The organism is Cognatiyoonia sp. (genome assembly GCF_965661665.1).
GTDB lineage: Bacteria > Pseudomonadota > Alphaproteobacteria > Rhodobacterales > Rhodobacteraceae > Cognatiyoonia.
On the sequence record NZ_CBFIEO010000014.1, the window covers coordinates 1 to 22,547 of the forward strand.

The 22,547-nt window shown below is 56.7% G+C and carries 26 protein-coding genes and 1 tRNA gene; 16 read left to right on the forward strand and 11 right to left on the reverse strand.

Translation table 11 applies throughout. The features are described from left to right. The 9 genes from ACTF5F_RS10095 to ACTF5F_RS10135 form a co-directional block, all read left to right on the forward strand. Positions 1-485, forward strand: a 485-nt coding sequence (locus ACTF5F_RS10095) for a precorrin-6A/cobalt-precorrin-6A reductase (RefSeq protein WP_438956747.1), incomplete at its 5' end; no start/stop codon positions are given. Beyond that, a complete protein-coding gene (locus ACTF5F_RS10100) occupies positions 482-1,114 on the forward strand; it encodes a DNA-3-methyladenine glycosylase family protein (RefSeq protein ID WP_438956748.1) in 633 nt (210 codons plus the stop codon). The genes ACTF5F_RS10095 and ACTF5F_RS10100, both read left to right, overlap by 4 nt. Beyond that, entirely contained in the window at positions 1,111-1,779 is a 669-nt protein-coding gene (locus tag ACTF5F_RS10105; protein ID WP_438956749.1) for an alpha/beta hydrolase, read from the forward strand. Before ACTF5F_RS10100 ends, ACTF5F_RS10105 begins: the two co-directional genes overlap by 4 nt. A 153-nt stretch (positions 1,780-1,932) precedes the next feature. Continuing rightward, positions 1,933-2,517, forward strand: coding sequence for an HNH endonuclease (locus ACTF5F_RS10110; RefSeq protein ID WP_438956750.1), 585 nt, complete (start codon positions 1,933-1,935; stop codon positions 2,515-2,517). A 90-nt stretch (positions 2,518-2,607) separates the two neighbouring features. Further along, a complete protein-coding gene (gene zwf / locus ACTF5F_RS10115; RefSeq protein ID WP_438956751.1) occupies positions 2,608-4,062 on the forward strand; it encodes a glucose-6-phosphate dehydrogenase in 1,455 nt (484 codons plus the stop codon). Positions 4,063-4,066: 4 nt separating this feature from the next. Beyond that, positions 4,067-4,738, forward strand: coding sequence for a 6-phosphogluconolactonase (gene pgl, locus ACTF5F_RS10120; RefSeq protein WP_438956752.1), 672 nt, complete (start codon positions 4,067-4,069; stop codon positions 4,736-4,738). After that, positions 4,739-6,337 (forward strand): glucose-6-phosphate isomerase, encoded by a 1,599-nt coding sequence (gene pgi / locus ACTF5F_RS10125; protein WP_438956753.1) that lies wholly within the window; start codon positions 4,739-4,741, stop codon positions 6,335-6,337. A 49-nt stretch (positions 6,338-6,386) separates the two neighbouring features. Next, entirely contained in the window at positions 6,387-6,626 is a 240-nt protein-coding gene (locus ACTF5F_RS10130) for a hypothetical protein (RefSeq protein ID WP_438956754.1), read from the forward strand. A 5-nt stretch (positions 6,627-6,631) separates the two neighbouring features. After that, complete coding sequence (locus ACTF5F_RS10135; protein ID WP_438956755.1) at positions 6,632-6,844, forward strand: hypothetical protein; 213 nt, start codon at positions 6,632-6,634, stop codon at positions 6,842-6,844. Positions 6,845-6,856: 12 nt separating this feature from the next. On the opposite strand, the gene ACTF5F_RS10140 is transcribed toward ACTF5F_RS10135, so the two are convergent. The 3 genes from ACTF5F_RS10140 to ACTF5F_RS10150 form a co-directional block, all read right to left on the reverse strand. Beyond that, positions 6,857-6,930 (reverse strand) — tRNA-Gly (locus ACTF5F_RS10140). A gap of 24 nt (positions 6,931-6,954) precedes the next feature. After that, entirely contained in the window at positions 6,955-7,458 is a 504-nt protein-coding gene (locus ACTF5F_RS10145; protein WP_438956756.1) for a Hint domain-containing protein, read from the reverse strand. 201 nt (positions 7,459-7,659) lie between these two features. Beyond that, entirely contained in the window at positions 7,660-9,705 is a 2,046-nt protein-coding gene (locus tag ACTF5F_RS10150) for an ASKHA domain-containing protein (RefSeq protein WP_438956757.1), read from the reverse strand. 172 nt (positions 9,706-9,877) lie between these two features. On the opposite strand from ACTF5F_RS10150, the gene guaB reads away from it, so the two are divergent. The 5 genes from guaB to ACTF5F_RS10175 all read left to right on the forward strand — a co-directional run bounded on the left by guaB (position 9,878) and on the right by ACTF5F_RS10175 (position 13,874). Then, entirely contained in the window at positions 9,878-11,326 is a 1,449-nt protein-coding gene (gene guaB, locus ACTF5F_RS10155) for an IMP dehydrogenase (protein ID WP_438956758.1), read from the forward strand. A gap of 5 nt (positions 11,327-11,331) precedes the next feature. Then, complete coding sequence (locus ACTF5F_RS10160; RefSeq protein ID WP_438956759.1) at positions 11,332-12,498, forward strand: RsmB/NOP family class I SAM-dependent RNA methyltransferase; 1,167 nt, start codon at positions 11,332-11,334, stop codon at positions 12,496-12,498. A 277-nt stretch (positions 12,499-12,775) separates the two neighbouring features. Next, a complete protein-coding gene (locus ACTF5F_RS10165; protein ID WP_438956760.1) occupies positions 12,776-13,126 on the forward strand; it encodes a hypothetical protein in 351 nt (116 codons plus the stop codon). A 199-nt stretch (positions 13,127-13,325) separates the two neighbouring features. Then, positions 13,326-13,610 carry a hypothetical protein gene (locus ACTF5F_RS10170; RefSeq protein WP_438956761.1) on the forward strand — a complete coding sequence of 95 codons (285 nt, stop codon included), beginning with the start codon at positions 13,326-13,328 and terminating at the stop codon, positions 13,608-13,610. Between the two features lie 18 nt (positions 13,611-13,628). Continuing rightward, complete coding sequence (locus tag ACTF5F_RS10175) at positions 13,629-13,874, forward strand: hypothetical protein (RefSeq protein WP_438956762.1); 246 nt, start codon at positions 13,629-13,631, stop codon at positions 13,872-13,874. Here the strand turns inward: ACTF5F_RS10175 and ACTF5F_RS10180 are convergent. The 4 genes from ACTF5F_RS10180 to ACTF5F_RS10195 form a co-directional block, all read right to left on the reverse strand. Next, positions 13,871-14,836 carry a glucokinase gene (locus tag ACTF5F_RS10180; protein ID WP_438956763.1) on the reverse strand — a complete coding sequence of 322 codons (966 nt, stop codon included), beginning with the start codon at positions 14,834-14,836 and terminating at the stop codon, positions 13,871-13,873. The two genes, ACTF5F_RS10175 and ACTF5F_RS10180, sit on opposite strands and share 4 nt — an antisense overlap. Positions 14,837-15,026: 190 nt before the next feature. Further along, entirely contained in the window at positions 15,027-16,100 is a 1,074-nt protein-coding gene (locus ACTF5F_RS10185; protein ID WP_438956764.1) for a methyltetrahydrofolate cobalamin methyltransferase, read from the reverse strand. Continuing rightward, positions 16,097-17,038 (reverse strand): methylenetetrahydrofolate reductase, encoded by a 942-nt coding sequence (locus ACTF5F_RS10190; RefSeq protein WP_438956765.1) that lies wholly within the window; start codon positions 17,036-17,038, stop codon positions 16,097-16,099. The genes ACTF5F_RS10185 and ACTF5F_RS10190 overlap by 4 nt, the downstream gene beginning before the upstream one ends. A gap of 41 nt (positions 17,039-17,079) precedes the next feature. After that, positions 17,080-17,376 carry a virulence factor gene (locus ACTF5F_RS10195; protein ID WP_438956766.1) on the reverse strand — a complete coding sequence of 99 codons (297 nt, stop codon included), beginning with the start codon at positions 17,374-17,376 and terminating at the stop codon, positions 17,080-17,082. 237 nt (positions 17,377-17,613) lie between these two features. Here ACTF5F_RS10195 and ACTF5F_RS10200 point away from each other — a divergent pair, with 237 nt between their 5' ends. Next, complete coding sequence (locus ACTF5F_RS10200; RefSeq protein ID WP_438956767.1) at positions 17,614-18,726, forward strand: Ppx/GppA phosphatase family protein; 1,113 nt, start codon at positions 17,614-17,616, stop codon at positions 18,724-18,726. A 17-nt stretch (positions 18,727-18,743) separates the two neighbouring features. Further along, the gene (locus ACTF5F_RS10205) at positions 18,744-19,460 is read left to right on the forward strand and encodes an RlmE family RNA methyltransferase (RefSeq protein WP_438956768.1); all 717 of its coding nucleotides are present in this window, start codon (positions 18,744-18,746) and stop codon (positions 19,458-19,460) included. Here the strand turns inward: ACTF5F_RS10205 and ACTF5F_RS10210 are convergent. The 4 genes from ACTF5F_RS10210 to ACTF5F_RS10225 form a co-directional block, all read right to left on the reverse strand. Then, a complete protein-coding gene (locus ACTF5F_RS10210) occupies positions 19,457-20,251 on the reverse strand; it encodes a substrate-binding domain-containing protein (protein ID WP_438956769.1) in 795 nt (264 codons plus the stop codon). The genes ACTF5F_RS10205 and ACTF5F_RS10210 overlap by 4 nt on opposite strands. Beyond that, positions 20,248-20,991, reverse strand: a complete 744-nt coding sequence (locus ACTF5F_RS10215; protein WP_438956770.1) for an ATP-binding cassette domain-containing protein — start codon at positions 20,989-20,991, stop codon at positions 20,248-20,250. The genes ACTF5F_RS10210 and ACTF5F_RS10215 overlap by 4 nt, the downstream gene beginning before the upstream one ends. After that, positions 20,984-21,691: an ABC transporter permease gene (locus ACTF5F_RS10220; protein WP_438956771.1), complete on the reverse strand. Its 708-nt coding sequence runs from the start codon at positions 21,689-21,691 to the stop codon at positions 20,984-20,986. The genes ACTF5F_RS10215 and ACTF5F_RS10220 overlap by 8 nt, the downstream gene beginning before the upstream one ends. 74 nt (positions 21,692-21,765) lie before the next feature. Next, positions 21,766-22,524, reverse strand: a complete 759-nt coding sequence (locus ACTF5F_RS10225; RefSeq protein WP_438956772.1) for a DeoR/GlpR family DNA-binding transcription regulator — start codon at positions 22,522-22,524, stop codon at positions 21,766-21,768. Between the last annotated feature and the right edge of the window lie 23 nt (positions 22,525-22,547).

Sequence of the window (22,547 nt, forward strand, 5' to 3'; positions counted from 1 at the left end):
GGACCGCCGCTATTTGTCAGGCGCGAGGCCTGCGTCACGCGATTTTGGAACGTCCGCCGTGGAAGGCGTCTGAAGGGGACCGCTGGACGGAGATCACGGCGGAAGAGGATGCGGCCAACCACATCACAAAGGGCCAAACTGTTTTCTTGGGCACGGGGCGGCAAACGCTGGACCGTTTCTCAAACCTTAGGGGTTGCCGAGTCATCTGTCGCCAGATCGACCCGCCCAGCAAACCTTTCCCATTCGACGGCGGTGAGTATTTGGTCGGCCGACCACCATTTATGGTGGAGCACGAAGAACAGCTTTTCAAAGACCTCAATGTCGATTGGATCGTGGTGAAGAACGCTGGTGGGAAGCAAAGTGAGACAAAGCTGATCGCAGCCCGAAACCTGTCCATCCCTGTGTTGATGTTGAAACGACCCCCATTACCCGACGCGCACATCCTGCGCAGTGTAGAGGATGCTGTCGACTGGGTCGCGCGATGAATGTGGGTCGAATTATCGAAACCGATGCTTGCGTCCTTGAAGGCGCAGCGTGGCTTGCTAATAGCGACTTACGCTTTGCGGATGCATTGGAACAAGTGGGTCCACTCCCATTGCGTAGGAAGCCTGACGGATTTTCAGAGCTTCTGAACGCGATTGTAAGCCAACAGGTCAGCGTCGCCTCTGCCAATGCGATTTGGGCGAAATTGGAAGCGGCGGAGGCACATACAGCCACAGCAATTGCGCAAAAGTCGGAGGACGAGATGCGGGCGCTCGGCCTCAGCCGACAGAAAGCACGCTATGCTTGCGCGCTTGCGGCGGCGGAGATTGACTATTTTGATCTGCGCACAGCACCAACAGGAGCCGTCATTGAAACACTGACCGAAGTGCCGGGCATCGGTGTCTGGACGGCGGAGATTTACGCCATTTTCTCCCTCGGTCGCGCGGATGTTTTTGCGCCGGGTGATCTTGCGTTGCAAGAAGGGGCTCGGATGCTGCTCGACCTGCCAGAACGCCCGAAGGAGAAAGAGCTGCGGATCATGGCGGAAGCTTGGTCGCCATGGCGATCGGTTGCAGCGCGGCTGCTCTGGGCCTACTACGCTCACATGAAATCACGGGAAGGGATCAGATGACACGCGCACTCAACGCTGGCCGCAAAAAGCCACTTTCAGGCGAGCTTCGATCCTGCGTCGTCTTTTTGCACGGATACGGGGCCAATGGGGCCGACCTTTTGGGGCTGGCTGATCCTTTGGCCGAACACATGCCGGACACGCTCTTCCTCGCGCCCGACGCGCCAGAGGCATGTGCCGGTGCGCCGATGGGCTATCAATGGTTCCCGATCCCTTGGATTGATGGATCGTCGGAGGAAGAAGCCGCGATGGGCCTTCGTCGCGCAGCCGATGATTTGAACGCTTTTTTGGACGGCGTGATGGTCGACGAAGACCTGTTGCCGGAACAGGTCATGGTGCTCGGCTTTTCCCAAGGCACGATGATGGCCTTGCATGTATTGCCACGGCGCGAAGATGAGGTTGCGGGGATCGTCGCCTTTTCTGGCCGCCTGCTGGAACCAGAGCTCTTAGCCGACGAACTGCAATGTCGCCCGCCGATTCTTTTGATCCACGGCGACCAAGACGATGTCGTCCCACCGCAATCCCTTCCGCAAGCTGCTGAAGCGCTGCAAGAAGCAGGCTGGAAAGAGGTCTATGCCCAAATCATGAAAGGCACCGGCCACGGCATCGCACCCGACGGGTTGCAAGTGGCCTTGGCCTTCATGCGGGACCGTTTGGGGTTGGGCTGAAGCCCGTCCACTTGGGTAAAGCAATGGCTGCGACAAAGACGACTACATTCGGTGGTTGTCCTTCCGCAAGCACCAGATATAGTAAGTCTTAAGCGGCCCTGAGCGGGACACCCGCTCTGAGCCTCGCGGTACAGAGTAGGGGAAATTTTGGCCATGGATGGCGACTTCAGAACGGAATTTGTTAGGGAACCGAGTGCGTTAAGGCATTGCCCAGCTTTGGTTCTGAATGCGGACTATCGTCCCTTGTCCTATTACCCGCTGTCGCTTTGGCCTTGGCAGGATGCGGTGAAAGCCGCGTGGCTCGACCGCGTCGATATCGTCAGCGAATATGACGAGGTGGTTCACAGCCCCAGTACCACGATCAGGATACCCAGCGTTGTTGTCCTGAAAGACTATGTGAAACCTCAAAAGCGCGTGGCCTTTACGCGCTTTAATCTGTTTTTGAGGGATGAATTCAAGTGCCAGTATTGCGGGGCCAAGGGTGATCTGACCTTTGACCATGTCGTGCCCCGCGCCAAGGGCGGTATCACATCATGGGAAAACGTTGTTGCAGCTTGTAGTCCCTGTAACCTGAAAAAAGGCAGCAAGCTGCTCAAGCAAACCTCAATGGAGCTGCAAAGGCCACCGCGTCAGCCCGAAGCGGGGCAGCTGATGAACATGGGACGAAAGTTCCCGCCAAATTACTTGCATGAAAGCTGGATGGATTTCCTGTATTGGGATGCAGAGCTCGAGGCATAAACGCCAAGAGATTTTGTAAAACGCGTCTGGACTCATCAGGTGAGTTTGCTAAAACGCGGGCGTTAGCGCTAACGCAACCCGGAGGGCTTCATGGTCGCACGCGTCATTCCAGTTGATCCATTTGATTTGATCATTTTCGGGGGCACCGGTGATCTTGCGCGTCGCAAAATCCTGCCCGGCTTGTACCGGCGGTTCCGCGCAGGGCAGATGCCGGATGGATCCCGCATTATTGGTGCGGCGCGCACAGATTTCGAACGTGCTGGATATCGCGAAATGATCCGCGACGCGATTGCGGAATTTGGCGGTGAGGAGAAATCCGACACCAAAACGATTGAGGCGTTTTTAGAGCATCTGGACTACGTGTCGATTGACGCGCGGGGTGACGGCGGCTGGGAAGATCTTGCCAAACTGATGCGCGATAGGGTGATCCGCGCGTTCTATTTCTCTGTCGGACCCGGACTGTTCGGCGATCTGGCGGAGCGGCTTGAGAAATATGGGATCGCGGACGATGACTGTCGCGTTGTTGTGGAAAAACCCTTTGGTCGCGATTTGGTGTCGGCAAAGGCGTTGAACGCGACGCTTGCCAAGTTCTTCAAAGAAGAACAAATCTACCGGATCGACCACTACCTTGGCAAAGAGACGGTGCAAAACCTGATGGCCGTACGCTTTGGCAATGTCCTGTTCGAGCCGCTTTGGAACAACCACTACGTCGATCACATCCAGATCACCGTGGCGGAGACGGTCGATGTTGGCGGGCGCGGGGCCTATTACGACAAATCGGGCGCGATGCGGGACATGGTACAGAACCACCTGATGCAGCTTTTGTGCCTAATTGCGATGGAGCCACCGAGCCAGTTTGGTGCAGATGCCGTTCGCGATGAGAAGCTGAAGGTTATTCGTGCCCTAGAACCTGTGGAGCCGCACAACATCGTGCGCGGGCAGTATGAGGGCAAGGGTGACTTAAAGAGTTACCGTGAGCATGCTGAAAATCCTAAGAGTTTCACCGAAAGCTTTGTCGCGTTGAAGTGTGAGATTGCCAACTGGCGCTGGTCCAGCGTACCATTTTATCTGCGCACAGGCAAAGCCATGAGCGCGCGGGTATCGGAGATCACTGTCGTGTTCAAAGACCTCGGCCATTCGATCTTTCCAGAAGACTCAGCTCGGCACCGTAACATCCTGTCCATCCGGCTACAGCCGAATGAGGGTATGGATTTGCAGGTGACGATCAAGGAACCGGGTCCAGGCGGGATGCGTTTGATTGATGTGCCGCTTGATATGACCTTTGCGGAAGCCTTGGGAACAGATGCCGACGATGTGCCGGACGCATACGAGCGCCTGATTATGGACGTCATTCGTGGCAACCAGACGCTCTTCATGCGCGGTGACGAGGTTGAGGCAGCGTGGCGCTGGACCGATCCGATTATAGAAGGATGGGAAAGCCGCAACGATGTGCCCAAGACCTATGAGCGGGGCTCAAACGGCCCCGAGGATGCGATGCTCTTAGTGCATCGTGATGGCCGAAAGTGGCGTGAAATCAAAGGGTAGGGAATTGAAGTTTACCCAATACTATGACAAAGCAACGATGATGACCACGCTTGCGGCGTTGGTTGCGCATCAATTGCGAGAAGGTATTTCTGACGAAGGTCGCGCAACGCTTGCGGTGCCGGGTGGGACGACGCCTGGCCCCATGTTTGATGTGCTTTGCAAAGCGGACCTAGACTGGGCGAAAGTTGGCGTCCTGCTGACCGATGAACGTTGGGTGCCGGAGGATTCTGACAGGTCAAACACAAAACTGCTGCGGGAGCGGTTGCTGATCGCCAATGCTGCGGTGGCCACCTATATCCCGCTTTATGCAGATGCGCCGAAGCCTGAAGAGAAGCTGGGCGATTTGGCGAAAAACCTTTCGGGCCACTTGCCCCTGACCGTTGTGGTTTTGGGTATGGGTGCAGACATGCACACAGCATCGATCTTTCCAGAAGCGGATCGCTTGAATGAGGCGCTCACAGGCGATGATCTGCTTGTTGCCATGCGCGCGCCGGGGGCGCCGGAACCGCGGATTACTTTATCAGCTAAGGTTCTGAATGAGGCGGCGCACCGACATATTGTGATCGTGGGTGCGGAGAAGCGGGAGGCGTTGGAGCGGGCCAAGACTTTATCTGCAGAAGCTGCGCCAGTATCCAAAATTTTGTTAGGATCAACAGTGCATTGGGCGGATGCGTGAATGTGGAGTGATCTGAAAGCTCATTTTGGAACGGTCAAAGACCAACGGTTCGAAATGCTCGTCGATGAGGCGCGTGCGGAAGCGTTCAGCGTCGAGATCAACGACATGCGTTTGGATTACGCCAAGACCAATATCAATGCAGAAGGCCGCGCGCTCTTGATTGATTTGCTGGACGCGGCAGGTGTAGCGGAAAAGCGCGATCAGATGTTCGCGGGTGCGAAGATCAATGAGACGGAGGGTCGCGCGGTGTTGCACACAGCCCTGCGCAACCTCGATGGCGGGCCAGTTATGGTCGATGAAGATGACGTTATGCCTAGCGTCCTACAAACGCTGGACCGAATGAGTGCTTTTGCTGCTTCGGTTCGGGACGGCAGCTTTACAGGGCAAGGTGGGAAGATTACCGATGTGATCAACATTGGTATCGGTGGATCGGATCTTGGTCCGGCGATGGCGGTGCTGGCTTTGGCGCCCTATCACGACGGTCCGTGCTGCCACTTTGTCAGCAACGTCGATCCCGCAGATATCGCGGACACGCTGCGCAAATGTGATCCAGCGACGACGCTGGTGATTGTAGCCTCCAAGACTTTCACAACAATTGAGACGATGACCAACGCCCGCACCGCTTTGGCGTGGATGGGCGAGGCTGTAGACACCCCTGGTGACCAATTCGCCGCACTTTCAACCGCAGAAGACAAAATAACCGCATTTGGCATCGCATCAGAGCGGGTGTTTGGCTTCGAAGACTGGGTTGGTGGGCGCTATTCGATGTGGGGACCGATTGGCCTATCCCTGATGATCGCCATTGGGCCCGACGCATTCAAATCCTTCCTGCGCGGTGGGCAAGCGATGGATCGCCATTTCCAAGCCGCTGCTTGGGATGAAAACATGCCTGCGCTGCTTGCGTTGGTCGGTATCTGGCACAATCAGGTGTGTCGTCACGCCACGCGCGCGGTTCTGCCTTATGACAACAATCTCAGCCGCTTACCCGCTTATCTTCAACAGCTGGAGATGGAGAGTAACGGCAAAGGCGTGAGCATGGACGGTGCTGACTTGTCTGTGCCGTCCGGCCCTGTTGTGTGGGGTGAACCCGGCACGAATGGGCAACATGCATTTTATCAGCTGATCCACCAAGGCACGCGAGTCATCCCTTGCGAATTCTTGGTCGCAGCGCGTGGTCACGAAGATGAACTGCATCATCAGCACCAATTGCTCGTCGCAAACTGCCTCGCCCAGTCAGAGGCTTTGATGCGCGGCCGCACGTTAGATGAAGCCCGCGCGAAAGTTGCTGGCACATTCGAAGGGGATGAGTTGGAGCGGCAGGCCCGCCACCGCGTTTTCCCCGGCAACCGTCCGTCGGTCACGCTCACATATCCCAAACTGACGCCTTTCGTGTTTGGGCAGATCATCGCGCTTTATGAGCACCGCGTCTTTGTCGAAGGGGTTGTTCTGGGTATCAATTCCTACGACCAATGGGGCGTTGAGCTGGGGAAAGAGCTTGCTACTGCCTTACAGCCTGTCGTCGAAGGCAATGAAACGGCAGATGGAAAAGATGGCTCTACAGCCGCACTTGTGGATTATCTGCAAAAGCATGGTGTCTGACCGCCCTTGATCGGATCGCGTTCTGCGAAAAGAATAGCAGGACAAACCCGTGACTATTGAGATGATACATTACGCGGTTTTGGCCGTGCTCGTTGCTGCTGCCATATTGGATGCGCGGTCATCCAAAATCCCGAATTGGTTGATTTACCTTTTGCTCGCTATTTTTGGTGTGAAAGCAGCGGTCTTCGCAGACGCTGTGGACCTTTACGTTCAGATCGGTGCGGTGGAAGTTGTCTTCATTGTCGGGTTGGGCGGCTTTGCTTTGGGGCTTTTGGTGCAGGCGCGGTAAAGCTTTTGTCCGCAATAACGCTGTCCCTGCCGATTGAACATGAATTGGCGCACGCTGCGATCCTTTTCGGTGCTGCCTTCGTATTCACCTTCCTTTTTATATTTGTGCGTGGGATGTTTGGCAGTGAAGACAACAAATGGGCCTCCATGCGTAAACGCATCGTGCCTCTATCATGGCCAATCGGCACAATGATGGCGCTTGCGCTGTTCTATTTCTAAGGCCGTTGGAGTTGGAGCGGGTAACGGGAATCGAACCCGTAACTTAAGCTTGGGAAGCTCGCGTGATACCTTTTCACCATACCCGCATGGGGGATGGATAGGCCGCAACGCTAGCGTTGGTCAACTGTCGTTTGATCAGGCGGCGAGGGAATCTGCAGCCGCTGTGTGTGCTGGCATTTTTCGAAGATAGCGGCGGCCTGCGGGCCAAACATGTCGGCAATCTGGTGCGCCCGAACCAATTGTTCGGTGCCATTGTGCCGAATAATCAATCCGTGCTGCGGGGAGATCGTGAGCGGGCGGCTGTTGCCAAAGACACCTTTTGAAATCCGAATGGGGCGCAGTTGCGGGTAAGAACTTAGGTCTTCCGAAGTCATGGTCCGACGACCGGTCCAGGCCACGGGTTTGAAACCATTGTCCGCGGTCAGAACTTTGTCACCAAAAGCGATCTCTTCGACCTGTTTTTCGCCTGTCAGTGTGATCAGCTTCGTGCCGGTCGCAAAGCAAGGCGCTGCATCTCGCTTTGTGGGGTATTCGGACACAGCTTTCGCACCGGCCAGCGACTGGTCGGCGCAATCATCCTGATGGACGGCAGTTGTCTCAATTCTTAGACGCACTTTGTCTAACCTCTAACTCCAACACCGCGACTCCCATCGCGAAACGGGTGTCAGGGCCGGTCATGAATTCGGCGGACGACGTCTATTCTGATCAAAAATTACTGGGGAGTCGTGTTCCCTATGCGGCCAAGCCAAGGCAAAAGTTGGCGCAATTTGAACAAAATTAGAGAAAAGCGTTGCATTTAGTAACGGAATGCCGCTTCAGCTTGCGCGTTTCCGCCGACGGCGCCGTCCCTCAGACTTATCGCCCCCGCCTTGGTTGTGATTTACATCCGGCAAATCGACGAGGCTGTTGAGGATCGGGAATGGTTCGGCCGAGTTGGGAATTGCTGAGGCATTCACAAAGTGTTCCTGAAAGCGTGGCTCAATCGCCGTTTCAATTTTATGAATGTTTCTAACGGTTTCCTCGATGTCCTTCCGAGCATCGGTGTTGAGAAGCGCGATCCGCGCGCCTGTGCCAGCCGCGTTGCCTGCGCTCGTCACGTTCTCAAATGGGGCATCGGGGATCATACCCAGAACCATCGCATGTTTCGGGCTGATGTGAGCACCGAACGCTCCCGCCAAGACCACGCGGTCGACCTTATCAACGCCGAACTTATCCATCAAAAGACGAGCGCCGGAATAGAGCGCAGCTTTGGCCATTTGAATCTGACGGATATCCACGTTCGTGACGGTGATTCTGGGGCCGCCATCCGCTGTCCCATCGTGGATCAGGAAGGAGTTGGTGCGGCCTTCGGGAAAACACCGATCTGTCCCTGTCTGCTCAGCTGATCCGATTAGACCGGGACCGTCGACAATCCCCGCAAGCCGCATCTCTGCCACCGCTTCGATGATGCCAGACCCGCAGATGCCCGTGATGCCTGTCGCTGCCGTCTCTGCCGCGAAACCGTCCTCATCCGACCAGAGATCGCAACCTATAACCTTGAAGTGCGGTTCTTTGGTCACTGGATCAATCACGATCCGTTCAATCGCCCCCGGTGCCGCCCGCTGGCCGGAAGAAATTTGCGCCCCTTCAAAGGCTGGTCCCGTAGGGGAGGAACAGGCAAGCACTTTTTCCTTGTTGCCCAACAGTATTTCCGCGTTTGTGCCGACGTCGACGACCAGCACCAAGTCTTCGGATTTGTCTGGTGCTTCGGACAGTGCAACAGCCGCCGCATCTGCCCCGACATGCCCCGCGATACAAGGCAGCACATAAACCCGTGCGGCAGGGTGCAAGTTCAGCCCCAATTCCACAGCGCGGAGGGCGAGCGCGTCCGATGTGGTCAAAGCGAACGGGGCTTGGCCGAGTTCAAACGGATCAATCCCAAGTAAGAGGTGGTGCATGACTGGGTTGCAGACAAACACCGCATCCAGAATGAGATTGCGATCAATCTCCGCCTCTGCCGCAATTTGCACGAAGAGCGCGTTCATCCCCTCGAGCACCGCGTCCGTCATCTCATCCGCGCCGGAGGCGTTCATCATGCCATAGCTCACGCGGCTCATCAGGTCTTCGCCAAAGCGGATTTGCGGGTTCATGATGCCGGAAGAGGCCACAACCTCTCCACTGCCAAGATCGCAGAGGTGCGCGGCGATGGTCGTTGAACCGAGGTCAACAGCAAGCCCGTAAATGCTGCCCTCATAGTACCCAGGCCAGATTTGCATGATGCGCGGGCTGAAGGTGTCATCGCCCAAATGCACCGCACAGGTCACTTTCCATTCGCCTTTGCGCAATACAGGCTGCAGGGCCTTGAGCACGGAAAGATCAGCTTCAAGCTCTGGCAGCTCCCATTCTTTGCGCAGAGCTGTGATCAACCGCTCTAGATCGCCAGACGGGTCGTGCATGTCGGGTTCTTGCACTTCGACATAATAGAGCCGCGTCGACGGGTTCACGACAATGTCGCGGGCTTCCGCCCGCTTGCGGACCACCTGTTTGTGGACTTGGCTTTCAGCGGGGACGTCCACAACGATGTCACCCTGAACCTTTGCCTGACAGCCCAACCTACGGCCGGATATCAGGCCGCGCTTTTCGTTGTATCGATCCTCCACCGTGTTCCATTCGGACAGCGCGTCTTTGGCGACGGTAACGCCGTGTTTTGAAAACTCACCATAAGACGGTGTGACCTGACATTTCGAACAAATCCCGCGTCCGCCACAAGCACTGTCCAGATCAACGCCCAGCTTGCGGGCGGCTGTGAGGATGGGCGTACCAACGGGAAAATGCCCGCGTTTGCCGGAGGGTGTGAAAATGACGAGTGGGTCTTTGGACATACGTGCGCACTAACCTTTTTGCGTAAGATACTTGGCTGAGCCGAGGAGTGAAGGCCAGATCGCGTCATAATGATCTTGCAGAACGGCATTAGATTCTGCGTTTTGGGGTTTAGGTTTGGCGCGTTCCGTGCAATACCGACGCGCCAAACGATGCCAGCCCAAGGAGACGGTTATGGAGATTCGCGAGGCGCTCACCTTTGACGATGTATTGCTTGTGCCCGCAGCCTCGGCTGTGCTGCCGTCCACGGCGGATACGCGCACCTTTGTCACTAAGAGCATCGGCCTGAATATCCCGCTCTTGTCCTCTGCCATGGACACCGTGACCGAAAGCCGGATGGCCATTGCGATGGCGCAGGCGGGCGGCATGGGCGTGGTGCATAAAAACCTCGACATCGATCAGCAGGCGAAAGAGATCCGGCGCGTGAAGCGGTTTGTGTCTGGCACGGTCTATAATCCAGTCACGCTGACGCGGAATCAGATGCTAGCTGACGCGAAGGAACTGATGGAGAGGTATCGCATTACAGGCTTCCCTGTCGTGGGTGAGGGTGGTCGCGTTGAAGGGATCGTCACCAACCGCGACATGCGGTTTGCGCAGGACGACAGCACGCCGGTTCATGCAATGATGACGTCTGACAATCTGGCTGTGATGCAAGAACCGGCCGACCTTGATGAAGCGCGCAGCCTGATGCAGGCGCGCCGGATCGAGAAGCTGTTGATCACTGATGGTGATGGCAAACTTACGGGGCTGTTGACGCTGAAAGATAGTGAGCAAGCGGTGTTGAACCCGATGGCCTGCAAGGACGAGTTGGGCCGCTTGCGGGTCGCTGCTGCGACGGGCGTTGGCGATGCAGGGTACGAACGCAGTCAGGCGCTGGTCGATGCTGGTGTCGACATGCTTGTCGTCGACACGGCGCATGGGCATTCCGAAGGCGTGGCGAAAGCGGTTGAGCGGGCCAAGGGGCTTAGCAATCAGGTTCAAGTGGTGGCCGGTAACGTGGCAACGGGCGAAGCAACAAAAGCGCTGATCGGTGCAGGTGCTGACGCCGTGAAGGTTGGTATCGGACCAGGGTCTATTTGCACCACACGGATGGTCGCCGGTGTGGGCGTGCCGCAGCTGACAGCGATCATGGACAGCGTGGCCGCGGCAGGTGATACGCCGGTAATTGCGGACGGCGGTATCAAATTCTCCGGCGATTTTGCAAAAGCGATTGCGGCAGGTGCTTCCTGCGCGATGGTGGGTTCGATGATTGCAGGCACTGACGAAAGCCCAGGGGAAGTCATCCTTTATCAAGGTCGGTCCTTCAAAGCCTATCGCGGGATGGGCAGTATGGGCGCAATGGCGCGCGGCTCTGCAGATCGGTATTTCCAGAAGGACGCGGCAACCGACAAATTGGTGCCGGAAGGTATCGAAGGGCAGGTGCCCTACAAAGGCTCTGCGGGCACCGTGATACATCAACTTGTTGGCGGTCTGAAGGCGGCGATGGGCTATACTGGAAATGCCACTGTGGAAGAGATGCGTAAGAACGCGAGCTTTGTGAAGATCACAGGAGCAGGCTTGAAAGAAAGCCACGTCCACGACGTTCAGATTACCCGCGAAAGCCCCAACTACAGGGTTGGCTAAAACCGATGACGCCAGCAGCGCGATACGCAGCGGCGATTGAGGTTTTGGATCACATCCAAGACGGCGTGGCTGCTGAGAAGGCGTTGACTGCTTGGGCGCGTTCCAACCGCTTTGCTGGCTCAAAAGACCGCGCCGCCGTCCGCGACCATGTGTTCGTCGTCCTGCGTTGCAAGCGCAGCTGTGCTGCGTTCGGGGGTGGGGACGATGGCCGGCGGCTGATCCTTGGGTTGCTCCGACAAGACGGTATTTCTGAGAACGACGTCTTTCACGGCGAAGGCTATGCGCCCAAGAAACTGACCGCAGCTGAGGTCGCAGGCGGTCATCCCCCTGCAACCGACGCCGAGCGCTTGGACATCCCCGATTGGATGTGGCCGCTGTGGTGCGCCGCCTTGGGCGATGGCGCAAAGGCTGCGGCAGAAAGCCAGCGGGAGCGTGCGCCTGTGTGCCTGCGCGTTAACATGGCCAAGACCACGCCCGAGAGCGCAATCGACTGCCTTTTGTCGGATGATATCGCAGCTGAACGTCACCCAAACGTTCCGACAGCCTTGATCGTTACCTCCAACCCCCGCCGCGTGGCGCAAAGCAAAGCCTATCTCGAAGGACTGGTTGAGGTGCAGGATGCCTCCTCCCAAGCGGCTGTGTTGGAATGGCCTTTGCAAGAGGGGCAGCGTGTTCTGGATTATTGCGCCGGAGGTGGGGGCAAATCGCTCGCTATCGCGGCTCAGACACGCTCGAACGTTACCGCGCATGATATCGCGCCTGATCGGATGAAAGACATTCCGGTAAGGGCAAAGCGTGCTGGGGCGCAAATTGTTTGTTCGACTGCTACAGAATTGCCAAAAGATGTGCCTTTTGAAGTCGTCCTTTGTGATGCGCCCTGCAGTGGCTCGGGCACATGGCGTCGAAACCCAGACGCCAAGTGGCGCCTGACGCAAGATGACTTGAAGGCCTATCAAGCGACGCAACGGTCGGTGTTGAAAGATGCGGTCCAATATGTGCACCCAGATGGCACACTCATTTATGCGACCTGTTCTGTGTTCCAGGATGAGAACGACGAGACGATCGAAAGTTTTCTAGAGGTGCATCCCGAATTCCGTGTGGTGAACGAGAAATTGATGTACCCCAGCGCGGAAACGGATGGTTTCTACTTTTGCGTGTTGCAACGAATTTGATGCGCGGCAAGGGGGTTAGACAAATTGTCGTTAACCAGAATTTAAAGTCACACGGATTAGCGAGGCGAACCACCGAAAGTTTGGGGTCGGCGTCTAGACAAAGGTTGGAAGATGTCACGATTATGAGCAGCTAAATGCGGCAACGGCGCGTCGGCTTGACTCGTGTTTTTTGGAGGCGTTTGTCTCTTTTCTCATGGCTATGATGGTCAATAATGTACTGTTCCAAACTGGCTCCAAAATCGTTTCTGTCACGTTGTTTTGTTTCTTTTCGCTGATAATGTTGCACGATTTTCGTCAAGAACGGGCAAAGATTGAAAAGGAAGAGCGTCAGTTTTCTCTCGATCGCGCGATTGAATCGGTCGTCACGCACGAGCCGGATGCGGCCTTGCTGACGGATGAGGAGGAGGAAATAAAATACTCAAACTCGGCTGTGGTTGACCGATTTGGCTCTGTTGAAGATGGGCTTTTGACCTCAGCCTTTGCTACCATCTTGGCCAGTCCGGAAACCTTGATGTTTCGGTTGCAAATGCGAGCGACGAGTTTTGGGGCCGCGCGAGAGGAAATCAGAACACGCGACGGGGTGTTTCGTCTGTCCGTCGTTCAGTTCGGTGAAAACACGCTCTTGTAGCGTTTGGATCAGGCCGCCGTGGGCGAGAAAGAGAAATTTCGAGCGGCGGACGCGCTCACGCTGCCCATGCTGACTGTCGGGCCTAGCAACGCGATTCTTTACATGAACGAAGCCTGTCGAGAGTTGATCGATTCGCGCACAAAGTCTACCTAAGACATATTTGGAAAGGTACCACTTGGGTTAGGCAAGATCATGCAGCTTGCCGGACGGGCTGGGACTGTCGAAGGTCTACGGGATCGTCAAGCAAACTGGCGGCTTTGTCTTCGCAGAAACCGAAGTTAGTTATGGAACCACATTTCGGATTTTGCTGCCTGCCCACGATATGCCTGTGGCGACCAAAGCGCTCATCTTGATCGATCATGATGAGCACGTGACAAAGCGCGGTGATGGCGTCGTGTTGTTGGTCGAGGATGTGGCACCGGTGCGGTCGTTCGGCTCCCGCGCGCTACAATTGCGGGGCTATACCATCCCCGAAGCCGACTGAGCCGAAACCGCCCTCAATATGCTCGATGATCCTGATCTCGAAGTGGAACTCTTTGTTACGGATGTCATTATGCTAGGCAAAGATGGGCCCACGTGGGTTCGGGAAGCGTTGGAAAAGCGTCCAAAGATAAAAGTGTTTTTTGTGTCAGGCTATGCGGATGATGCTATTGAGAATGAAGGGCAGACCATGCCAAACTCCGTGTTCTTGCCCAAACCCTTCTCGCTCAACCAGCTTACAAACACCGTCAGGCAGCAGTTGCACTAGCCGTTGGGGTCTATAAAGGCCGCGCAGCCTGTGAGGGCGGCGTAGTCATCTTCGACCAAGCTGACGCTAAACTCTGTCAGAAAGTCCTCAAATCGACCCTTAGCCTTGAATGCTTTTTCAAAGTCGAATTGCTTCAGGTAAGGCGCGATGGCACGCGCCACACCGCCGACAAGGTAGATCCCACCAAACGGCAAATGGACGAGAGCCATATCGCCACAGAACCCACCCAAACTGCGCACATAGTGTCGGCCTGCCTGCTGAGCGATCTCATCATCGCCAGCCTTGATCCGCTCCATCACCTCTGCCGCGCGGATGTCGACGGTTTGGCTGGTTTGGGCGGCGTGGAAGGCATATAGGTGCTCCAATCCTCGGCCTGACAGCGCATCTTCGACAGCGGCAAAGCCGTGCTCTATGGCGATGAAGTCTGCCAAGTCCAAATCATCAGGATGATAGACGGGCAGGGAGATGTGACCTGCCTCTGCCGGTGGGCTGAAGAGCCCGTTTTCGGTTTGCAGGACAGAGGCGATGTTCACGCCTGTCCCGAGGCCGATCACTAGTGCGGAGGATGGCTTCCCATTTGTTTCACCGACAATGATCTGCGCGATGTTCTTTTGCGGCACGTGAGAGAGCGCATAGCCCTGCGCTTGCAGGTCATTCAGAATAGCAGTGCGGTCGGCTCCTGTCGCGGCTCGCAAAGCGTCACAGTCGAACACCCAAGACAGATTCGTCATCTCCGCGCGGCCATCGCGAACAGGGCCCGCGATGGCAACACAAGCTGCTGACACTCTGGTATCTCGGTCGGCGATGTAGGCTTCAAGAATGTCTGAAAGGTTGGAATAGTCTGCGTTTCGATAGCGGGCGATGGAGCCTTCCATCACGGCATGACCTTGCGCCAACGCCACGCGCGTATTTGTGCCACCAATGTCGGCGACAAGGCTCATGTTTTTAGGCGAGTTTGCCATGGTGCATCCTAATCGTTTAACGCGACTCGTGGGTGTAATAGGATGATTTCTGTCTACACTCCAAGGGACCAGCGCAAAAAATGTTAGCGCTGACAGTCTTTTTTCGTGCAATCGGGTCTAGTGGTGCCATTGTCCCTCGTTTCGAACGCAAGAAACAAAAAGGCCCGCCGAAGCGGGCCCGTTTCAATGGTTAGGAAGCGCGGCGTCGGCGGCGTCCGCCGCGTTCGCGCCCCTCACCGGGTTTGGCGGGCGCGCGGTTAAACTTGATCCACTCCCCACCGCCTTCGTCGTTGTTGGTCAGGAAGTTGGCCGCGCGGATCGCTTCCATCTCTTTACCTGCTTTCGGCTTGGTGGAGCCCATGCCGAACAGCGTCACAAACGCCGCATCATCCATGCCTTCGGGCAAAATCACACCAGCGGCCTCGACCTCTGCCTTCTTCTCCGCAATCTTCTTTGGCCCAATGGGCAGCGCCACAGGGTTCATGATAGCGGAGGTCATCCCAGCGGTCATCGCCATTGGCAGGAAAGCGTTGTTGATGCCGTGGCGGTTTGGCAGACCAAAAGAGATGTTGGAGGCGCCGCAGGTCGTGTTCACGCCCAGTTCCTCACGCAAACGTCGTACAAGGGTGAACACCTGAAGCCCAGCTGTGCCCATAGCGCCAATTGGCATGACCAGTGGGTCAACAACGATGTCATGTGCAGGGATGCCGAAATCCGCAGCGCGTTCGACGATCTTCTTGGCAACAGCGAACCGCACGTCTGGGTCCTCTGAGATGCCTGTATCGTCGTTTGAAATCGCCACAACAGGCACGTTGTATTTTGCGACCAATGGCAGAACCATCTCCAGCCGCTCTTCCTCACCTGTCACAGAGTTCAAGAGCGGGCGGCCTTCGGCAGCCGCGAGGCCGTTCTCCAACGCGCCTGGAACCGAACTATCGATGCACAGCGGGCAATCGGTGACGGCTTGCACCTTTTCCACCAATTCCTTCATCAACGTCGGCTCAACGAAGTTGTTGTCGGCATATCGCGGGTCTTCGGCCATCTTGTTGGAGAAGACAGCGCCAGAGTTTATATCGAGGATCGTCGCACCCGCGGCCACCTGCGCCAAAGCGTCCGCTTCCACGCGGCTGAAATCACCGCGCTCCAACTCTTCATTCAAAACCTTTCGGCCTGTTGGGTTGATCCGTTCGCCAATCACTGTGAACGGCTGGTCAAAACCAATGATCGCGGTCTTGGTTTTGGATTCGACGATGGTGCGTGTCATACGGCTTCTTTCGTTGGGTTTGCAGGGACGGTCGACGTCCCACCGTGGGCGATGGCCCATTTTGCGTTTGTCTTGATCCCGCCAAGCGGGAAGAAGTGGACATTGGTGATGTTAAAGTCTGGGTTTGCGGCCTTATGCGCGGCAAGCTCTGTCAGAATCTCGGTCGGTTCATAAGGCAGCAGTAGCTTGGTCACGTCCATTGCTCGTTTTTGCAGAACCTTCAGCGACGGGCCGACGCCGCACGCAATGGCGAATTTGATCAGTGTTTGTAGCTTTGCTGGACCTGCGATGCCGATGTGGATCGGAATATCCACGCCAGCAGCCTTGATCGCATTGGCCCATTCGATGATCGGTCCCGCCTCAAACGCGAACTGCGTGGCAAGCGCCATTTGTGCGTCGGAGGTTTCGGAAAACTTCTGCTTCCACAGCAGCGCGTCCATGACGTTCTTGTCAGAGCCATCAGGGTCGATGTCTTTGTTGCCTTCCGGGTGGCCTGCGACATGAAGGTGCTTAAAGCCCGCTTTGCCAAAGAGCCCCGTTTCCAAGAGCTGCACGGAGCTCTCAAAATCGCCATGCGGAGTGGCAACACCACCGGCGAGGAGCAGCGCCTGCTCAACGCCCGCTTCGCCTTGATAGCGCGCGATCCAATCGCCGAGCGTGGCTTCATCTTTGATGATGCGGGCAGGGAAGTGGGGCATGACGTTGTAGCCGTCAGCTGACAAACGTTTGGCTGTGGCGACCATATCCTTAATCGGGGTGCCTTCGATATGCGCGATGTAGACCCGCGTGCCAGATGGCAGCAGCGTAGTGAAATCGTCCACCTTTTCCGCCGTGCGGGGCATCATTTCAATGGAGTAATCCTTCAAGAAGGCTTCAAGCTCTGGATTGAACGGGGCTTCAACGGGGGCTTGCTTCTTTTTGAATGGCAACAATGACATCAGCGCCTCCTTCAGGCGGTTAGCGGGAGTTTGGGGCGTCTTCACGCCCAACCATCGTTGGCGATCAACGCCTTGAGTTTGCTTTGGTCGTATTCTTCTTCAATGCGGGCAACCTGCGCAGTTGCGACATCTTCATCCGCGCCATCGACGGCGAACGGCTCTGCTTTGCGGAAGCCTTCTAGATAAGCATCGCTTTCTGCTGCGCCAGATTTCATCGCGGCACGGTCAATGGCTTGCTCAAAGCGTTCTGGCAAGGGGCGTTTGGTGCCACGGCGGCCCTTGCCGACGATCACCTGTGCCGGCATATCGCGCCAATAAACGATGGTCACATCAGCCATTGATTCCCTCCAAACCGCATCACGCGAGATAAGCCCTTCTAGCATCGCCATGCGTCCATCAATGTCGTTTTTCGACATGAAGCGGAACATGAGCGACTAAGCGTATGTGTTGCATTTAGCGCGCCCAAAGCCACTGCCGAATTTTTCATGAAGACCGTGCAGGACGTTCGACAAAGCTTGCAACACCTGGCGTCGCGGCCTACCTTGGTCCTAACTTAAAAATTGGAGGGCTGACGGATGTCGCCCAAGCGTCCCAAAGGTGCGGGCGCGTTTCCCAAAGCGGTCGAGACTCCCGCGCCAAAAGAGCCAAATCCAGAGATGCTTTATGCGGCTTTGGATCTTGGCACCAATAGCTGTCGTATGTTGATTGCCCAACCTAAGGGCAGTCAGTTTCATGTGATAGATAGCTTCTCGAAAGCTGTGCAGCTGGGCCAAGGGCTGGAAGCCAGTGGTAACCTATCTCGTGCCTCCATGAACCGTACAATCAGCGCGATGCGCATTTGCCGCCAAAAGCTGGAGCGTCACGGGGTCGAGCACATGCGCCTTGTGGCGACTGAGGCGTGCCGCCGCGCCAAAAATGGTGCCTCTTTCGTCGCTCAGGTGCGGAGAGAAACGGGTCTCAACCTTGAAATCATTGAGCCGGAGGAGGAGGCGCAACTGGCTGTCGTTTCCTGCGCGCCGCTCGTCAGCACGAAGACGGAGCAGTTGTTGGTCGTCGATATTGGTGGCGGATCGACTGAACTTGTCTGGGTCGACCTCACTAACGTGCCCAAACGCGAACGCCCACGGGCGATCATGCGGCTCCATGCGGGGTTCAAGACCGATCCGGGTCCGTTTGCGGCTGCAAAAGTGGTGGACTGGATTTCTGTGCCTCTGGGCGTCGCAACGCTGCGCGATCAGTTCAGCGATGTGGAGGACGATGCGGCGCGGTTCGCGTTGATGAGTTGGTTCTTTGAAGAAAACCTCGCTGACTTTTCACCCTATGCGGCGGAGCAGGCGAAAGAAAACTTCCAGATTGTTGGGACAAGCGGGACGGTGACCACCGTTGCTGCATCACATCTGGGGCTGAAACGTTATGACCGGACCAAGGTGGACGGTCTGCGGATGACGTCGGATCAGATTGACGATGTGATCCACGGATACCTGTCACTTGGCCCCACCGGCCGCCGCGCTGACCCACGGATCGGTAGGGATAGACAGGCGCTGATTATGTCAGGTTCAGCGATTTTGCAGGCGTTGATGCGGCTGTGGCCGACGGACCGCTTGTCAGTGGCCGATCGCGGCCTTAGGGAAGGGCTTCTTTATGCGCAGATGTCCGCCGACGGCGTGCTTGAAGACGCCCCATTTTGATGTGACGACCTGAGACGATGGCAAAGAAACCCGGCACAAAAAATAACAGCGGGCGCGGTCAGCGCGATCTGACGGTGAAGGTGAAATCCGCCCGTGGCCGAAAGATGAGCTCGACCCTTTGGCTGCAACGGCAGTTGAACGACCCTTATGTGAAACGCGCCCAGAAAGAAGGGTATCGCGGGCGCGCAGCCTTCAAGATTATGGAGCTTGATGGCAAATTCCGCTTCCTCGTGCCAGGTGCGCGGGTTGTCGATCTGGGCTGCGCTCCCGGGGGATGGTGTCAGGTGGCGGTGAAGCGGGTCAATGCTCTGGGCTCTCGGAAGTCAAAGGCGCAGGGCCTCGTCTTGGGCATCGACCTGCAAGAGGTGGAGCCGATTGCAGGAGCCGAAATCCACCAACTCGACTTTATGGAAGACGACGCAGATCAGAAGGTCAAAGAGTTGCTGGGCGGCAAAGCTGATGTGGTTATGTCCGACATGGCGGCCAGCGCATCTGGCCATAAGCAGACCGATCACCTGCGGATCATCGCGCTGTGTGAAACAGCCGCCTATTTTGCTTTCGACGTCTTGGAAGAGGGCGGCACATTTGTCGCCAAAGTTTTGGCAGGTGGCGCTGAGGGTGAGTTACAAAAGCTCCTCAAGCAACGGTTCACCAAAGTGGCGAACGTAAAGCCGCCATCGTCCCGTTCTGACAGTTCGGAAAAATTCGTCGTCGCAACAGGCTTCAGGGGTTAAGGCGCGTCTGCGTTCGGAAAGAACAACCGTTCGCCCGCCACGCTGTAGCCCGCAATCGCGGCCTGTCCGTCAACCCCCAATAGCCAGTCGGCCAATTGATCCGCACCCTCTTGGTCTAGCTTTGGGCAGTGATCGTGGGAGATGCGCACAACGCCATACTGATTGAACAGCAGTGGATCGCCTTCGAACAGAACCCTGAAATCGCCCTTATTCCCAAATCGCAACCACGTCGCGCGGTCGGTCATCACATAGGCGTTGAGCCCGCGCGCTGTGTTGAGCGTCGCACCCATACCGGCGCCTGTCTCCAAATACCATGCGCCGCTGAAGATCGTCGGATCAATGGAGGTTGCCGCCCATAGCTTCAATTCCGCCTTATGCGTCCCGCTGTCATCGCCGCGCGACATAAAGCGGCTTTCGGTATCCGCAATTTTGGCAAGCGCAGTGGCAACGGTTCTGGCCCCTGTCAATCCAGCCGGATCGGCGGCAGGTCCCACAAAGATAAAGTCGTTATACATCAGATCGGACCGAGAGGTACCAAAGCCCGCCTCAACAAATGCTTCCTCCGACTCCCGCGCGTGAACGATGAGCAAGTCACCGTCGCAGTGTTGCGCATTCTTCAGGGCCTGACCCGTCCCAACCGCGACAACACTGACCTCAACGCCGGTCTTCGCCGTAAACTCCGGCAGTATCGCGTCATAGAGGCCAGAGTTCTGCGTCGACGTGGTCGATTGCAGGATTAACGGATCGGCGCAGACGGGCGTCGCCAAAAGCAGGAACAGGGCACGAATCATAGAAGAAGGTCACCCGATAGATAGGCTTTGGCGATTTCTGTTGCCGGCGCCTTAAAAAACGCCTCTGCCGGTGAGTGTTCCAAAACGGTGCCTTTGTGCAGAAAAATGATGTCATCGCACAAACGCGCGGCTTGAGCTTGGTCATGCGTCACGAGGACGACTTTGACGCCCTTGGCCGCGATGGGCTTCAACAAATCCTCAATTGCTTTGGTTGCGGTTGGATCAAGGCTCGCCGTGGGTTCGTCCAAAAGCAGTAGTTTTGGTGACGCTGCCAACGCGCGCACGATGGCAAGCCGCTGTTGTTCACCACCGGACAAGCTCCGCGCGGGATTTTCGGCCAAGCGTGTGAGGTTTGCGGCAACAAGCAGTTCCGCCAGAATACCGGGGCGATCTCTCCGCGGCATGCCTGCGACCTTCAAAGCATGGATCAGGTTGGCACGCACGGAGCGGCGCAAAAGCACCGGCTTCTGAAAGACAAGGCTTGGTGCGCCAATATCCTCTGCAATCGTCACGCTACCTTGCGTGGGTGCGATCAGCGACATGATCGTGCGCAAGAGGAGCGATTTACCCGCGCCGTTTGGACCAAGCAGGCCGGTCACGCCCGATTTTGATACTGTGGCGGTCACGCCATTTAATAGCGGCGCACCCTCATGCGTGAGGCCGATGTTTGAGAGCGTCAGAGCAGGCTCAGCGTGTTGGGCTTGCCCCGGAAACGGGACGATGTGAGCTGTGTCAGACATGCGCCATCTCCCGCTGTCGTGGTCCAAGTGCGAAGACCGCTGCATTGGTGCAAAGCGCGATCAATAACAAGATCATGCCAAGCGCCAATGCCATCGCCAATTCCCCGCGCGACGTCTCCAGTGCGATAGACGTCGTCATCACACGGGTCACGTGATTTATGTTGCCGCCGACGATCATCACGGCGCCCACCTCTGCGAACGCACGACCAAGTCCCGCGACAGCGGTGGTCAACAGTGCAGGGTGCGCTTCCCGCAAGAGCGTCATCACCTGCTGGGCCCGCGACGCCCGCATCGCGCGAAGAGTTTCACCGTGTTCCAGCAAGAGGTCCGACACCGTGCCCCGCGTGAGGGAGATGATGATCGGCACGATCAGCACAACCTGTGCGATAATCATGGCAGTGGGTGTGTAGAGAAGTTCAAGCACGCTCAGCGGACCGGCTTGGCTGAACAGCAGATAAAGCGTCAGCCCCACGACCACAGGCGGCAGGCCCATCGCGGCGTTGAAGAAAAGGATGATCGCCTGTCGCCCCGGAAAGCGCGAAATGGCCAAGGCCGCCCCGATGGGGAAACTCAGCAGACAAGCCACAAGTAAAGCGACCAAAGACACGCGCAAAGACAGCAGCACGATCTCAACAAGATCGGTGTTGCCGGTCGAGATCAGCAAGAATGCTTGTGCAAATGCGTCCGTGAAGCTGGTCATTGGCCCTCCAGCCGCGACCATAGCGAATTATCGGCCAAGCGTGAGGGGCAAACTACACGGTAAAGCAATTTTGTTCAGGCGAGGTGGATCTGCGTGCCCCAATCCTGACAGGCCATGGCCAGCTGTTCAGACTGCAGAGCATTGGTCACGAAGTGATCTGCTTCCGCAAGGGATGCGATACGGACGGGGGCTTTGCGTGTGAACTTGCTACTGTCCCCAACGACAATCGTAGACCGCGCAGCTTGCATGATTTTTTGGCTCACGCGTACCTCTTCAGCATCGAAGTCGAGCAGATCGCCGTCAGGGTCGATGGCGGAGGCGCCAACAACTGCGATGTCGACCTTGAACCGCTGGATCGCCACGGCTGCAAGGTCGCCTGTCAGCCCGCCGTCCGACCGCCGCAGGCGACCGCCTGACACGATGACTTCGCAGGATGGATGCGGGGCCAAAATGTTTGCCACGTTCAGGTTGTTGGTCACCACCATCAGATTACGATGATTGAGCAGGGCTTGAGCAACGGCTTCGGTTGTTGTGCCAATGTTGAGAAATAGCGAGGCATTGTCAGGGATCAGTCCTGCGGCGGCTTTCGCAATGCGCCGTTTGAAATCGCGTTGCAAAGACCGCCGCTCGTCATACCCGATATTCGCAACGCCAGAGGGCAGCACGGCACCACCATGCACCCGTTCCAAAAGCCCCGCTTGTGACATCTGCCGCAGGTCGCGGCGGATCGTTTGAACGGCGACATTCAAGTCCTGTGCAAGAATGTTCGCTTGTACGGAACCGTTCTGTCTGGCACGGGCTAGGATATAGTCGTGGCGATTGATATCAGTCATGGGTTCGCTTTGGATGTTCCGCG

Coding starts and splice junctions, on each gene's coding strand:
- ACTF5F_RS10100 (WP_438956748.1), top strand. CDS start 482: ATGAATGTGGGTCGAATTATCGAAACCGATGCTTGCGTCCTTGAAGGC.
- ACTF5F_RS10105 (WP_438956749.1), top strand. CDS start 1,111: ATGACACGCGCACTCAACGCTGGCCGCAAAAAGCCACTTTCAGGCGAG.
- ACTF5F_RS10110 (WP_438956750.1), top strand. CDS start 1,933: ATGGATGGCGACTTCAGAACGGAATTTGTTAGGGAACCGAGTGCGTTA.
- zwf (WP_438956751.1), top strand. CDS start 2,608: ATGGTCGCACGCGTCATTCCAGTTGATCCATTTGATTTGATCATTTTC.
- pgi (WP_438956753.1), top strand. CDS start 4,739: ATGTGGAGTGATCTGAAAGCTCATTTTGGAACGGTCAAAGACCAACGG.
- ACTF5F_RS10150 (WP_438956757.1), bottom strand. CDS start 9,705: ATGTCCAAAGACCCACTCGTCATTTTCACACCCTCCGGCAAACGCGGG.
- guaB (WP_438956758.1), top strand. CDS start 9,878: ATGGAGATTCGCGAGGCGCTCACCTTTGACGATGTATTGCTTGTGCCC.
- ACTF5F_RS10160 (WP_438956759.1), top strand. CDS start 11,332: ATGACGCCAGCAGCGCGATACGCAGCGGCGATTGAGGTTTTGGATCAC.
- ACTF5F_RS10165 (WP_438956760.1), top strand. CDS start 12,776: ATGTTGCACGATTTTCGTCAAGAACGGGCAAAGATTGAAAAGGAAGAG.
- ACTF5F_RS10175 (WP_438956762.1), top strand. CDS start 13,629: ATGCTCGATGATCCTGATCTCGAAGTGGAACTCTTTGTTACGGATGTC.
- ACTF5F_RS10180 (WP_438956763.1), bottom strand. CDS start 14,836: ATGGCAAACTCGCCTAAAAACATGAGCCTTGTCGCCGACATTGGTGGC.
- ACTF5F_RS10185 (WP_438956764.1), bottom strand. CDS start 16,100: ATGACACGCACCATCGTCGAATCCAAAACCAAGACCGCGATCATTGGT.
- ACTF5F_RS10190 (WP_438956765.1), bottom strand. CDS start 17,038: ATGTCATTGTTGCCATTCAAAAAGAAGCAAGCCCCCGTTGAAGCCCCG.
- ACTF5F_RS10195 (WP_438956766.1), bottom strand. CDS start 17,376: ATGGCTGATGTGACCATCGTTTATTGGCGCGATATGCCGGCACAGGTG.
- ACTF5F_RS10200 (WP_438956767.1), top strand. CDS start 17,614: ATGTCGCCCAAGCGTCCCAAAGGTGCGGGCGCGTTTCCCAAAGCGGTC.
- ACTF5F_RS10205 (WP_438956768.1), top strand. CDS start 18,744: ATGGCAAAGAAACCCGGCACAAAAAATAACAGCGGGCGCGGTCAGCGC.
- ACTF5F_RS10210 (WP_438956769.1), bottom strand. CDS start 20,251: ATGATTCGTGCCCTGTTCCTGCTTTTGGCGACGCCCGTCTGCGCCGAT.
- ACTF5F_RS10215 (WP_438956770.1), bottom strand. CDS start 20,991: ATGTCTGACACAGCTCACATCGTCCCGTTTCCGGGGCAAGCCCAACAC.
- ACTF5F_RS10220 (WP_438956771.1), bottom strand. CDS start 21,691: ATGACCAGCTTCACGGACGCATTTGCACAAGCATTCTTGCTGATCTCG.
- ACTF5F_RS10225 (WP_438956772.1), bottom strand. CDS start 22,524: ATGACTGATATCAATCGCCACGACTATATCCTAGCCCGTGCCAGACAG.